Origin of the sequence: Salinimicrobium terrae DSM 17865, from assembly GCF_000424665.1 — a bacterium.
GTDB classification, from domain to species: domain Bacteria; phylum Bacteroidota; class Bacteroidia; order Flavobacteriales; family Flavobacteriaceae; genus Salinimicrobium; species Salinimicrobium terrae.
Genome location: NZ_KE384222.1, coordinates 42209 through 55033, shown reverse-complemented (window position 1 = coordinate 55033; position 12825 = coordinate 42209). Strand labels below are relative to the sequence as shown.

Below are 12825 nucleotides of genomic sequence, written 5' to 3'. Positions count from 1 at the left end.
GGATCTGGTGCAACTATGGGAGGAACCTTCTCAGGAACCGGAGTAACTAATGGAATGTTTGATCCTTCAACTGGAATCGACACCTATACAATTACTTATTCAGTAGATGACTCTGCTGACTGTGTAACTCCAGGAACCGAAGATTCTGAAACTTTCACCATTCAGGTGTTAGAAGGTGTTGATGCAGGTACCGACCAATCGGAGGATGTTTGTAATTCTGAAGTGAGAACGATGTTCCCAAACACTACTGCTGTAAGGAATTTCTACTTAAATTTCCTTGATGAAGGTGTTCCAACAACAGGAACATTTAATCCGTCGATTGAATCTCTTGTTGCCAGATATAATAGTGGCGATCAAATTGGAGATTTCTCAACTACCTATACAATAAGTAATGGTCAATGTGAGGATTCTGTAGAGTTAAACATTACCATTCTTCCTAACCTGAGCGCTGGTCGAAGTGCTACTGTGAACCTTGAAGAAGATGCGACAGAGACAGTAGATCTTTTCGAAGAATTAGAAGGAACTCCGGCGACAGGTGGAACATGGACTTTTGACGGAGAAGAAGTGGACGGAACGTTTGATCCTGCCACCGATGAAGAAGGTGCTTACGTTTATACTGTTACTAGTGAAAATGGATGTACAGCTTCAGCCACAGTTACTGTGATTGTAGGAACTGTAGAACCAGGATGTACTGAAGAAAACACTCCAGCTGCTCCAACAGTGGCCGCTTTTGATGATTGTGCTGCTAATGATCCAACTATTAACGACTTGGTAATCACCGGAGAAGTTGATGCAGTTTTCACTGTTTACTCTGATGAGGCTCTTGAAACTGAAGTAGACCAAACTGAGGTACTTACTGAAGGTACTTATTACGTTACGCAGACAAATGCTGCAGGATGCGAATCTTTAGCTACCACTGTGACTGTTACTCTCTCTGTTTCAGATGCTCCTACTCTTGTTGCCAACGGTGAGTGTACTCCTATTAATGGAACAATTGCCGATCTTGAAGAGAGTGTTTCTGCTAATGGAGAAATAACCTGGTATGCTACTGCAACAAGTACAGATCCTTTAAGTAGAACTATGACTCTTGTAGATGGTACTACTTATTACGCAACTTCTACTAATAGTGAAGGTTGTGAAAGTTCAGAAAGATTAGCGGTGACCGCTGATTTCTGTCCAATTGTAATTCCTGAAATCTTTACTCCAAACGGAGATGGTATTAATGACAAGTTTGTCATCTTAGGTATCTCTTCTGAATATCCTAATCACATGCTAGAAATCTACAATAGATGGGGTGAGCCGGTATTCATTGGTAAGGCTGGAGAAGACGCAGGATGGGATGGAACCTCTACCGAAGGTTCGTTTGGAAGCGGAGTAGTACCTGCAGGTGTGTATTTCTACATCCTGTATTACAACGATGGTCAAACCGCACCTACTCAAGGTAGATTGTACTTAAGCAGATAATTTTGAAATATTTGAAACACATGAGAAATTCTTTTATAAAAATTTTTACAATTGTTTGCATTGCCCTTTTTTCACTAAAGGGTAATGCACAACAAGATCCCATGTACACCCAATACATGTACAACATGAGCGTAATTAATCCCGCTTATGCAATAGATGATCTGGGCATACTAAACGTTGGTGGTATTTACAGAAACCAATGGGCCGGAATCGACGGAGCCCCTGAAACAGCTAATTTTTTTGCTCATACAGGGCTTACTGACAGGCTGGAAGCAGGAATCTCCATCGTTCATGATGAAATTGGTGGAATCGTTAAAGAAAACAACTTATTTGCCGATGTGGCTTACGTTTTACCTGTTTCTGAAACTTCCAAACTATCGTTTGGTGTGAAGGCAGGAGTAACTTTCTTTGATGCCAACCTCTCAACACTGGAAACAGGAAGCGATGTAGTCGATCCTGCGGCACAGAATATAAGCGAGGTATTCCCAAATTTTGGAGTAGGTGCTTACTGGTTTGGAGATAAATATTATGTAGGTTTATCTGCTCCCAACCTTTTTACTGCAAAGCATTTGGAAAATGAAACAGGATTGGCTCGTTTAGGAGAAGAGAACATTCATTACTTCCTGACAGGGGGTTATGTATTCGACTTAAATCCAAATCTAAAACTGAAGCCTGCTTTTATGGCACGTGCCGTAGAAGGTGCACCTCTTTCTGTTGACATCACCGCAAACGTGTTACTTTATAATCGTTTTGAAGTAGGAGCTGCTTACCGCTTTGATGAAACTGTAAGTGGACTTGTGAACTTCCGAGTCACTCCTGAACTTAGAATAGGTTATGCCTATGATTATACTACAGGAAACCTCGGTGACTTCAATGATGGCACTCATGAGATCATGGTCCTATTTGACCTTGACCTTCTTGGCCTTTCAAAAGGTTACAACGTATCCCCAAGATTCTTCTAAAACCTAAAAAACATGAAAAAATTTTATACGACACTTTTAGCGATCCTTATTGGGTTCTCGGCCCTGGCCCAGAGTTCGCAAGTAAAGAAAGCTAACCGCCTTTACATGCAAAGAGCTTATATGGATGCTTCAGAGGCATACAGGTTAGTTCAGGATAAGGATCAGGAAGTCCTTCAGAGATTAGGAGATTCCTATTTCTTTACAAATAGAATGGGTAATGCTGCAGAGACTTATCGTGACCTTTTCCTGAAGTACGATGACGGCACTATTGCACCTGAATATACCTTTAGGTTCGCACACGCTTTACGTGCTACAGGACAAGACGAAGATGCCGATAAGTACTTTAGTCAATACTATAACACGACTATAGATTTTGAGGATTGGAGTACCAAATTAGACACTGCGGTATCGCACACCTACACTACAAATCAGGTAATGCAGAATGCTGCATCTTCAGACTTTGGAATTACCTTTATGGGAGATCGAATAGTTTTCGCTTCTACCCGTAATCAGGATCGGCCAATTTATGCATGGAACAGAAAACCTTACCTCGACCTTTATGTAGCCGATATTAATGACGAAGGAGAATTGAGTAACATTGAATTATTCAATGACAAGATCAACACAGACACTCATGAAAGTTCAGCTGCTTTTTCAAGCGATGGACAAACCATGTACTTTGATCGCACTAACTCTCGTAGAGTAAAAGTTGACTGGGCAGAAGTTCCTGTAGCAACCATCAGGATCTATAGAGCTGAATTAGTTGATGGAGAGTGGACCAACATCGAAGCCTTGCCTTTCACCAGCGATCAGTATTCTGTAGAGCACCCTACGCTAAGTGAGGATGGTTCAACATTATATTTTGCAAGTGATATGCCGGGCTCATTAGGTTCTTTTGATATTTACAGCGTTGCTGTTAATGAAGACGGTACATTTGGCGAACCGGTAAATCTTGGTCCTAACGTAAACACTGCTCACCGTGAACAATTCCCTTACATCGCTAATGACGGAACCTTGTATTTCACGTCTGACGGGCATCTTGGCTATGGAAACCTGGATGTTTATCTTAGTAGGCAAGAAAACGGTTCTTTTGGAGTAGCTCAAAATCTGGGGAATTCTTTAAACAGCGAGTTTGATGACTTCGCCTTTGTTCTAAAAGAAGGAGAAGAAAAAGGATACCTTGCCTCAAACAGAAGAGGTTCAGATAATCTGTACTCTTTTTCGAGAGAGGAATACACTCCGCCTGTACTTCCAATTGAAGAAGTAGAAATTAATCCTGAAACCGGAAGAAGGCAAATTGCTAACGTAGATAATATCTATTTTGACTTTGACGAAGCAACTATTAAGCCTGAGTCGGAGCCTACGTTAAACAGAATAGTGGAGATTTTAAAGAATTATCCAACACTAAGATTAGAGATAGGTTCTCATGCTGATGCAAGAGGAAGTGACGCTTATAATTTAGAACTTTCCCAGGCACGTGCAGAATCTACGTTGGAATATCTTGTTGCTCAAGGGATCGACAGAAACCGTTTGGTGCCTAAAGGATATGGAGAAGAGGTTCCACTTAATGATTGTGTAAGACCTAACATGTGTACGGAATTAATGTATGCTATCAACAGGAGAAGTGAATTCACTGAGATAAGCGCAGAAACTCCTTTCTTCCAGGATAAGCCTGAAGCTGCAGAGGATGATAATAATAACTAGGCCTCCTAACTAACCAGCCAAAAGAAGGGCCCCGAGAGATCGGGGCCTTTTTATTTTGTATTCTGAACTCAAAAAGAATTTATTTCAAGTTTTTGGAGGGTAACCTTCCAAAGCTTCTTCAACTATTTTATTGAAGCGTTGTTGCCTTTCACGAGGGGCTGCGTTGAAATCAAATTTGCTGTCTACTACAGCTTGCCAAACCAGCTCATCTGTCCGCACATCTACAAGATCGAAAGTGAGTCTTAGAAACGTCTCAGGCCCTCCTAAAGGGATTCCTCCGCTCACTCCTACTCCAACATTCCTTCCCGTACCGCCAATTCCTACTCCAACATTGGTCCTGCTAGGTTCCTGATATTGCTCTGTGTAAACATTGAGGTAAAGGTCGGGGCTATTGGGGGCAATCAAGTCATGGGTTTCAAGAGAATTTTCAACACTGGAAATAAGCCTCCTCTCATCTAGCTCACTAAGACCTGTCTGGATTTCGGGATAAATGGCAATGGAAGAATATGTATTAAAATCGGCCTGTTCATCATAGTCATATACCGCCTGGGGTCCACCACAGGAAAAAATCATCAGGCAAAAAAGGGAAATTTTCAGAAGTTTCATAAGGTGTTTTATCTAAAGTTAAAGAAAACACCTCTGAATAATAAGAGATTAACAGGAATTAAACAGACTCCTTATTAAGCATTTCCCAAAGTTTATCCTTTAGTTCGGTCAAACCTTGTTGTGCAACAGATGAAATGAACAGGTAAGGAGTTTCCATCACCTCATCAAGTTCGGCTTTCATTTCATCCTTTAATTCCCTGTCCAGCATGTCGCTTTTGGAAATTGCTACTAACCTGTCTTTATCCAGCATTTCAGGATTATAACGCCTTAATTCATCGACCAGGATCTTATATTGCTTCTTGATATCTTTAGCATCTGCAGGAATAAGAAATAGTAGGGTGGAATTTCGTTCAATATGTCTTAAAAATCTGTGACCTATTCCTTTACCTTCCGCAGCACCTTCAATGATACCAGGAATGTCAGCTACTACAAAGGTTTTAAAATCGCGATACTCAACAATCCCCAGGTTGGGTTTAAGAGTCGTAAATTCATAATCGGCTATTTTAGGCTTGGCGGCAGTGATGACGGAAAGTAAAGTCGATTTTCCGGCATTTGGAAAACCTACCAGTCCAACATCGGCCAGAATCTTTAGTTCAAGAGTTACATCATGCTCCTCTCCCGGTATTCCCGGTTGAGCATATCGCGGAGTTTGATTTGTAGATGATTTAAAATGCCAGTTTCCAAGGCCTCCTTTTCCACCTTCGGCAATAATTATTTCCTGCCCATCTTCGGTTATCTCGTGAAGTATATTTTGTGTTTCAGTGTCACGGATAATTGTCCCGAGCGGCACATCGATGATTTCATCCCGCCCTTCGGCACCGGTACTTCGTTGTTTACTACCATGTTCCCCATGCTCCGCCTTTACATGTCTTTTGAACTTCAAATGGAAAAGGGTCCAGAGGTTTTTATTTCCTTTGATGATCACATGACCTCCCCTGCCACCGTCTCCCCCATCGGGTCCTCCTTTGGCAACATATTTTTCCCGGTGTAGATGAGCAGATCCTTTTCCTCCGTTTCCGGAGCTTACGTGAATCTTAACGTAATCAACAAAATTCCCTTCAGTCATGATATCTTACTTTACCTACCAGTCTTAAACCAGCTGGTCTATTGCCTCTTTTAAACGTGTAGTAATCTCTTCAATAGACCCCACGCCGTTTACGCCGTAATATTTCCCTTCTTTTAAATAGAACTGCTTTAAAATGGCAGTTTCTTCATAATAAACCTTTATTCTCTTTCGAATCACAAGTTCATTGGCATCATCTGGCCTACCGGAAGTTTTTCCGCGCTCAAGCAAACGCTGCACAAGAATCTCATCATCCACTTCAAGCGCGATCATAGCACTTACTTCGGTCCCCTCTTCATTCAGGAATTCCTCAAGGGCTTCGGCCTGTGCTACAGTGCGTGGAAACCCGTCAAAGATAAAACCATTTCCTTCTTTTGCCTGCCTTACTTCAGCTTTAAGCATGTCAATAGTAACACTATCGGGCACTAGTTGACCTTTATCCATGTAAGCTTTCGCAAGCTTCCCGAGTTCTGTTTCATTTTTGATGTTATATCTAAAAACATCTCCTGTAGAAATGTGTTTAAGATTATAATGATCTTTAAGAATTGAGGCCTGGGTACCTTTTCCTGCACCAGGAGGTCCAAACAGCACGAGGTTTGTCATTTTGCTATTTTTAAGTTTATAAACCTGGGTTAAATTCCTTCCCAGACCGTTATAATCCAGCCCATATCCTACAATAAAGTCATTTGGAATTTCTATTCCTACATAATCTATGGTGAGAGACTTCTTATAAGAAGCTGGTTTATAAAATAAAGTGGCGATCCTGTATTGATTCACTTCCTCATTTTTAAGGATCTTATCAATACTTTCAAGGGTATTACCGGTATCAACTATATCTTCAATAACAACCACATTACGACCTTTTAAAGACTCTGTAAGCCCAAGAAGGGATTCCACTTTTCCTGTGGTCCCGGTACCTTGATAAGAACTTAACTTTACAAAATTTACCTCACAGTCTCCTTTAAACCTTTTTATCACCTCTGCTGCAAAAAGAAAAGCCCCATTGAGAACTCCAAGAAAAAAGGGATTTTTTCCTTCAAAGTCGGCATTTATTTGCGCGGCCACTTTTTCTATGCCCGTGTTTATCTCGGCTTCAGAAATAAAAGGAGTAAATTTTAGATCATGTAGTTGTACCAAAACAAAAATATTTTTGGGAACCAAAGATACATATTCCAATCAACTCAGGACTGCAAACCCTGCGCATTTATACCTGAATCTTGCGGCTTTTCAGTTTTTTAAAATTATTTTTGCTGAAACACTGCATTAATGGCTAATTATTTTTCTTCAGATTTCACCCTCGGAATTCTTGGCGGAGGCCAATTGGGAAAAATGCTTCTTTACGAAACCCGAAAATACGATATTAGAACTGTAGTTCTTGACCCCAGTGCTGAAGCTCCCTGTAGGATTGCCTGTGATGAGTTTACACTAGGAGATCTTATGGATTTTGACACTGTAGTCAAATTTGGAAGAAAAGCAGATGTTCTTACTTTTGAAATTGAAGGGGTAAATGTAAAAGCGCTGGAAAAACTGGAAGCTGAAGGAGTAAAAGTCTATCCCTCTTCGCAAACCCTGAAAAAGATTCAGGATAAAGGGATCCAAAAAGACTTCTTTAAAAACCACGGAATTCCCACAGCCGATTACCAGAAATACTCTTCAAAAATGGCATTTTTGGAAGGTCTTCAAAAAGGGGAAGTTTCCATGCCTGTGGTTTGGAAAAGTACCACGGGAGGCTACGACGGAAAAGGTGTTGCTGTGGTGAGAAATGCAAATACTGCTGAAGATTTACCCGAAATTCCCTGCATCGCCGAAGACCTCATTCCTTTTAAGAATGAACTTGCAGTAATTGTGGCACGAAATCCTTCGGGAGAAGTTAAAACCTATCCGGTAGTAGAAATGGAATTTCATCCGGAAGCCAATCAGGTAGAATATGTGATTTGTCCGGCGCGAATTGAAGCTTCCGTAGCTGAAAAGGCCCGAAAAATAGCCGAAAAAGTTTCCGAAGCATATCAACATGTAGGTTTGCTTGCCGTTGAAATGTTTCAGACAGTCGACGACGAAATTTTGGTAAACGAGGTAGCTCCGCGACCGCACAATAGCGGTCATTACAGCATAGAAGCAGCGTTTACAAATCAATTTGAACAACATATAAGGGCCATTCTGGACCTTCCGCTGGGGGAAACCGAGAGCAAAACCGGAGGTATTATGGTAAACCTGGTGGGAGAAGAAGGCTATACAGGGAAGGTGGTTTACAAGAACATTTCTGAGATATTAAAGCTAAAAGGAGTGACTCCTCATATCTACGGAAAAAAGATCACCAGACCTTTTAGAAAAATGGGACATGTAACGATTGTAAATACAGATATTGCTGAAGCAAGAAGAATTGCCGAAGAAGTAAAGAAGACGATTGAAGTCATAAGTGAATAATAAAAAAAGCTTTTATAGAATTAAAAACCTGTATATTCTAAAATTAAATATATGAGCAAAGTAGGGATCATCATGGGCAGCACCAGCGACATGCCGGTAATGCAGGAAGCAATTGACATTTTAGAATCTTTTGGAGTAGAGACAGAAGTTGATATTGTCTCCGCTCACCGTACCCCCGAAAAGCTTTTTGATTATGGTAAGAACGCCCATACCCGTGGGATCAATGTGATTATCGCAGGCGCAGGAGGCGCAGCCCACCTTCCGGGAATGGTCGCATCCCTCTCTCCTCTTCCCGTGATTGGAGTACCTGTAAAATCAAGCAATTCGATCGATGGCTGGGATTCTGTCCTTTCCATACTTCAAATGCCCGGAGGTGTTCCCGTTGCAACCGTGGCTTTAAACGGCGCAAAAAATGCAGGAATCCTTGCTGCACAAATCCTTGGCAGTGCCGACATTCAGGTCCTTCAAAAAATTGTAGATTACAAGGAGAGCCTAAAGCAGAAAGTCATTGAAGGCGCAAAAAATGTAAAAAAATAAAGCCACGTTTTCACGTGGCTTTAAAGTAGCATTTTGTTGTTCTAATAGTATTTATTAACCATTCTAAATATATTAATCAAAAACCTAAAAGCTACTGTCTTAAATATTTTGGAAATGTGAAGTAAAGGAATATTTCAGAACTTTCCGAATTTTTTCCAAAAATTTAGTTAAACAAATTTCTTTTAGGCTAAAACAAGAGTGAATATGACAAAGGGAAATCCGCTTTTGGAGCAATTTGATTCAGCTCCATTTATGAAAATAAAGACCGAACACTACAAACCTGCTATCGAAGAAGCTATTCGGCAGGCTAAAACCGATATTGCCACAATAACGGCATCAAAAGAGGAACCTACTTTCGAAAACTCAATAGAAGCCCTTGAGTTTGCAGGAGAAAAACTTGATCGTGTTACGAGTATTTTTTTTAATATCAATTCGGCGGAAACGAATGATGAGATCCAAAAACTGGCACAGGAAATCTCCCCTGTTTTAACCGACTTCAAAAATGATATTATTCAGGATCCGGATTTGTTCGAGCGGGTAAAGAAAGTTTACAACCAAAAGGATTCCCTCAACCTTAACGTGGAACAAACCACATTACTGGACAAGAAGTACAAAATGTTCGAGCGTAACGGGGCAAACCTTGAACCGGAGCAAAAACAGGAACTCAGGGAACTGGATAAAAAACTTGCTACGCTAAGCCTGAACTTTGGAGAAAATGTTCTCGCAGAAACTAATAAATATGAACTTCATATCACTCGTGAAGAAGAACTTGAGGGTTTACCTAAAGGTGCAAGGACTGCCGCACGAATGCTTGCAAAAGAGAAGAATAAAGATGGCTGGATCTTCAATCTTCATTACCCCAGCTATATTCCCTTTATGAAATATGCGAAAAACCGGGAGTTACGAAAGGAACTTGCTTTGGCTTTTGGCGCAAAAGGGTTTCATGGAGATGAGTTGGATAACCGCGAAAATGTTCTAGAGATTGTAAAACTTCGTCACAAAAAAGCGAATCTTCTCGGTTACCCCACCTATGCCCATTTTAAGCTGGAGGAGCGTATGGCCGAAACTCCGGAAAAAGTAAATTCTTTTATGGAAGAGCTTTTGGAGAAAGCTAAACCTGCTGCCAAAAAAGAATTTAAAGAACTTGAAGATTTCGCTAAGGGCCTTGATAAGATCGACCGGCTCGAAAAATGGGATGCGGCTTATTATTCAGAAAAGCTGAAAGAAAAACTTTATGATCTGGATGACGAACAGCTCAAACCTTATTTTGAACTCAACAACGTCATCAACGGGGTTTTCATGGTAGCCGAAAAACTCTATGGACTAAAATTTCAGCAGGTTTTTGAAATAGAGGTTTACCATCCTGAAGTTACCACCTATTTAGTGACGGATGAAAACGATAAGGAGATCGCTCTGTTCTATGCTGATTTCCATCCAAGGGAAGGGAAACGCGGCGGAGCCTGGATGACATCCTATAAATCACAGTACAGGCAAAACGGAGAAGAAGAACGACCACACATTTCGATTGTGTGCAACTTTACAAAACCTACAGATGAGGAACCTTCCTTACTAACGTTTAATGAAGTCACCACACTTTTTCACGAGTTTGGCCATGCGCTGCACGGCATGCTGGCAAATACAACATATCCCAGTACATCGGGAACGAATGTGTTTTGGGATTTTGTGGAACTTCCGAGTCAGGTGCTGGAGAACTGGTGTTACGAAAAAGATGCTTTAAAGCTCTTTGCTAAACACTACGAAACCGGGGAAGTCATTCCAGATGAGCTAATTCAGAAAATAAAAGATTCGGCTACTTTTCACGAGGGAATGGCAACGCTGCGACAGTTGAGCTTCGGAATGCTGGACATGAGTTGGCACGGGCAGGATCCTTCAGACATTGAAGATGTAAAAGCTCATGAGGAAAAGGCATTTGAATCCACACAGCTTTATCCCGAAGTGAAGGAAAATTGTATGAGTACATCATTTTCTCACATTTTTCAGGGTGGTTATGCCGCAGGATATTACTCTTACAAATGGGCGGAAGTCCTGGATGCCGATGCTTTTGAATTCTTTACTGAAAATGGCATTTTTGACAGGGAAACTGCAAATAAATTCAGGGAGACGGTACTTTCCCGGGGAGGAACCGAACATCCATTGACGTTGTACAAACGCTTCAGGGGGAGAGAGGCTGCTCCGGAAGCCTTATTACGTCGGACCGGATTGCTTCCGAAGAAATAATTTTCAGAAGGATTTAACTTCTTCCGCAGTTACAGGAAAAGGTTTAGCTAAACTTGAAGAAGGTTTAACTAAATCTTTTCCTATTTTTGAGAGACACCACCTGCCAAAAATGGAAGAAAACTCCCTACATCCCGATAAATGGGTTGACCGGTATGCAGATTACCTGTTCAACTATACCATCACGCGGGTAAATGACCGGGAGGTTGCCAATGATATTATTTCCGAAACTTTTTTGGCAGGTCTAAAGTCGATGAAAAATTATAAAGGAGAAGCATCTGAAAGAACCTGGCTTATTTCAATTTTGAAGCGGAAGATCATTGACCACTACCGCAAAAACAATTCTGCAAAAGGGCAGGCAGAGGTGAAAATGAATTTTCCCGACAGTGACAATGAAGGGGACTGGCTTGAAGAAAAAGTTGCTGACCTTACCGACATGACAGCCGAAGACCAGATGGAAAATCGGGAATTGGGCCTGGCGATCCTGGAATGCATGGATCAACTTAATGAGAAACAGGCGGCAATTTTCAAAATGAAAACTATTGATGGCGTAGATACCGAAGCCATTTGTAATGAATTTAATATTAGTCCGTCTAACCTTTGGGTAATTATTCACAGAGCCAGAACTTCTCTGGCAAAGTGCCTGGAGAAAAATTGGTTTTAGCATGAAGGGAATAAGTCTTATGAAATTAAGTTGTGCAGAAGCGGCAGAACTTTGCACAAAAGCCGAATATAAAGAGACAAGTCTCCGGGAGAAAATAAGACTTAAGCTCCACCTCTACTTTTGCAGAACCTGTAAAGATTACCACAAAAACAATAAGAAACTTTCTGGATTGCTTAAAAAAGCAGATTTAAAAACCTGTTCATCTCAGGAAAAAGAGCATTTAAAAAATAAGATCAAAAGCGAACACTCTCAAATTAGTCAACAGCAAAAAAAGCAGTAACCACAGCACCGGGATTCCTTCAACCCAAAAAGAAGCAAAGTATCGCGATTGATTTTCTTTTGATTTCCAAATAAGAAGAGAGGTTACCGCCACAATAATTACAACTGCTGTTATAGTTTCCCATGTGGCTGGTCTTTTCAGGAATTCAAGCACAATTACCACCACTAAAATACTCATCCCCAAAATCTTCGTTGAGGTCACTCCTACCCTCTGCGGAATGGTCCCCAATTGTTCCAGGTCGAACTTTAAATCCCGAATCTCAAACGGCAGAATCCATACTAAGACCAACAAGAAACGCTGAAGAAATTCCAGAAAAAGGACTCCTGTAATATCATTTTTGACACCAACAACCGGAAGAATAACAGTAACCCCCGCCCAAACAACGGCAATAATAAAAATCTTGATTCCCGAAATTCCTCTTAGATTTCGTTTTTTATTGAATACCGGCAGGGCGTAGAGCAAAGTAAGAGCTCCAAAAATAGCACTCAAGAATAAAATTATTGTATCAACCACAAAAGCTGTGACGACTAATCCGATAAAACAGAAAAGGGAATAAATCAGAATATTTTTAAGCCCACGGGTAAGGTTTCGGTGATGCAAACCAGCCACCCCTGCATACTTCACGAAGTTATATCCAAGAACAGCTCCAAAAAAGATAAATAGAAGCAGCGGAGCATTGACTTCTGTTTCAAATTGCAACATAGTGATGAGACTAAGGGAAACTACTGCCAAAGCCACATGTGTACTGCTGTTGATATAGAAATTAAAAATCCTCTTCACAACTATTTTAGTGTTGCCTAAAGCAAGGAAAAACTTTACCCATCTTGCTGTTCTAAATCATTAAAAATTAGGTTCAAATTGTGTATTTTCGCCGTTCAAAACACAA

General features: G+C 40.8%; 11 protein-coding genes. 7 read left to right on the top strand and 4 right to left on the bottom strand.

The genetic code is table 11. The features are described from left to right. From H148_RS0114570 to H148_RS18050, 3 genes are all read left to right on the top strand, one after another. A partial coding sequence (locus tag H148_RS0114570; protein WP_029035451.1) for a gliding motility-associated C-terminal domain-containing protein occupies positions 1-1464 on the top strand: 1464 nt, incomplete at its 5' end. A 20-nt stretch (positions 1465-1484) separates the two neighbouring features. Next, on the top strand, positions 1485-2426 hold the full coding sequence (locus H148_RS0114565) for a PorP/SprF family type IX secretion system membrane protein (protein ID WP_029035450.1): 942 nt from the start codon (positions 1485-1487) through the stop codon (positions 2424-2426). 12 nt (positions 2427-2438) lie between these two features. Continuing rightward, positions 2439-4130 carry an OmpA family protein gene (locus H148_RS18050; protein WP_051286513.1) on the top strand — a complete coding sequence of 564 codons (1692 nt, stop codon included), beginning with the start codon at positions 2439-2441 and terminating at the stop codon, positions 4128-4130. Between the two features lie 84 nt (positions 4131-4214). Here H148_RS18050 and H148_RS0114555 read toward each other — a convergent pair whose 3' ends face one another. From H148_RS0114555 to H148_RS18535, 3 genes are read right to left on the bottom strand one after another with little or no spacing between them, the layout of a single operon-like run. After that, complete coding sequence (locus tag H148_RS0114555; RefSeq protein ID WP_029035449.1) at positions 4215-4736, bottom strand: DUF4136 domain-containing protein; 522 nt, start codon at positions 4734-4736, stop codon at positions 4215-4217. Between the two features lie 58 nt (positions 4737-4794). Then, positions 4795-5802 (bottom strand): GTPase ObgE, encoded by a 1008-nt coding sequence (gene obgE / locus H148_RS0114550; RefSeq protein WP_029035448.1) that lies wholly within the window; start codon positions 5800-5802, stop codon positions 4795-4797. A 24-nt stretch (positions 5803-5826) separates the two neighbouring features. Beyond that, positions 5827-6936 (bottom strand): adenylate kinase, encoded by a 1110-nt coding sequence (locus tag H148_RS18535; RefSeq protein WP_083961692.1) that lies wholly within the window; start codon positions 6934-6936, stop codon positions 5827-5829. A gap of 129 nt (positions 6937-7065) precedes the next feature. Between H148_RS18535 and H148_RS0114535 the strand changes: the two genes are divergently transcribed. The 4 genes from H148_RS0114535 (at position 7066) to H148_RS0114520 (ending at position 11659) form a co-directional block, all read left to right on the top strand. Further along, positions 7066-8223, top strand: a complete 1158-nt coding sequence (locus H148_RS0114535) for a 5-(carboxyamino)imidazole ribonucleotide synthase (RefSeq protein ID WP_029035446.1) — start codon at positions 7066-7068, stop codon at positions 8221-8223. 51 nt (positions 8224-8274) lie between these two features. Beyond that, positions 8275-8760 (top strand): 5-(carboxyamino)imidazole ribonucleotide mutase, encoded by a 486-nt coding sequence (purE, locus tag H148_RS0114530; protein WP_029035445.1) that lies wholly within the window; start codon positions 8275-8277, stop codon positions 8758-8760. A gap of 204 nt (positions 8761-8964) precedes the next feature. Further along, entirely contained in the window at positions 8965-10998 is a 2034-nt protein-coding gene (locus tag H148_RS0114525) for a M3 family metallopeptidase (protein ID WP_029035444.1), read from the top strand. Between the two features lie 109 nt (positions 10999-11107). Next, the gene (locus H148_RS0114520) at positions 11108-11659 is read left to right on the top strand and encodes a sigma-70 family RNA polymerase sigma factor (RefSeq protein ID WP_029035443.1); all 552 of its coding nucleotides are present in this window, start codon (positions 11108-11110) and stop codon (positions 11657-11659) included. Between the two features lie 220 nt (positions 11660-11879). Here H148_RS0114520 and H148_RS18045 read toward each other — a convergent pair whose 3' ends face one another. Beyond that, positions 11880-12719 (bottom strand): UbiA prenyltransferase family protein, encoded by an 840-nt coding sequence (locus H148_RS18045; protein ID WP_156877265.1) that lies wholly within the window; start codon positions 12717-12719, stop codon positions 11880-11882. Positions 12720-12825 lie beyond the last annotated feature (106 nt).

Excerpts from the sequence above, each read along its gene's own strand:
- H148_RS0114565 (WP_029035450.1), top strand. The coding sequence starts at position 1,485 with ATGAGAAATTCTTTTATAAAAATTTTTACAATTGTTTGCATTGCCCTT.
- H148_RS18050 (WP_051286513.1), top strand. The coding sequence starts at position 2,439 with ATGAAAAAATTTTATACGACACTTTTAGCGATCCTTATTGGGTTCTCG.
- H148_RS0114555 (WP_029035449.1), bottom strand. The coding sequence starts at position 4,736 with ATGAAACTTCTGAAAATTTCCCTTTTTTGCCTGATGATTTTTTCCTGT.
- obgE (WP_029035448.1), bottom strand. The coding sequence starts at position 5,802 with ATGACTGAAGGGAATTTTGTTGATTACGTTAAGATTCACGTAAGCTCC.
- H148_RS0114535 (WP_029035446.1), top strand. The coding sequence starts at position 7,066 with ATGGCTAATTATTTTTCTTCAGATTTCACCCTCGGAATTCTTGGCGGA.
- purE (WP_029035445.1), top strand. The coding sequence starts at position 8,275 with ATGAGCAAAGTAGGGATCATCATGGGCAGCACCAGCGACATGCCGGTA.
- H148_RS0114525 (WP_029035444.1), top strand. The coding sequence starts at position 8,965 with ATGACAAAGGGAAATCCGCTTTTGGAGCAATTTGATTCAGCTCCATTT.
- H148_RS0114520 (WP_029035443.1), top strand. The coding sequence starts at position 11,108 with ATGGAAGAAAACTCCCTACATCCCGATAAATGGGTTGACCGGTATGCA.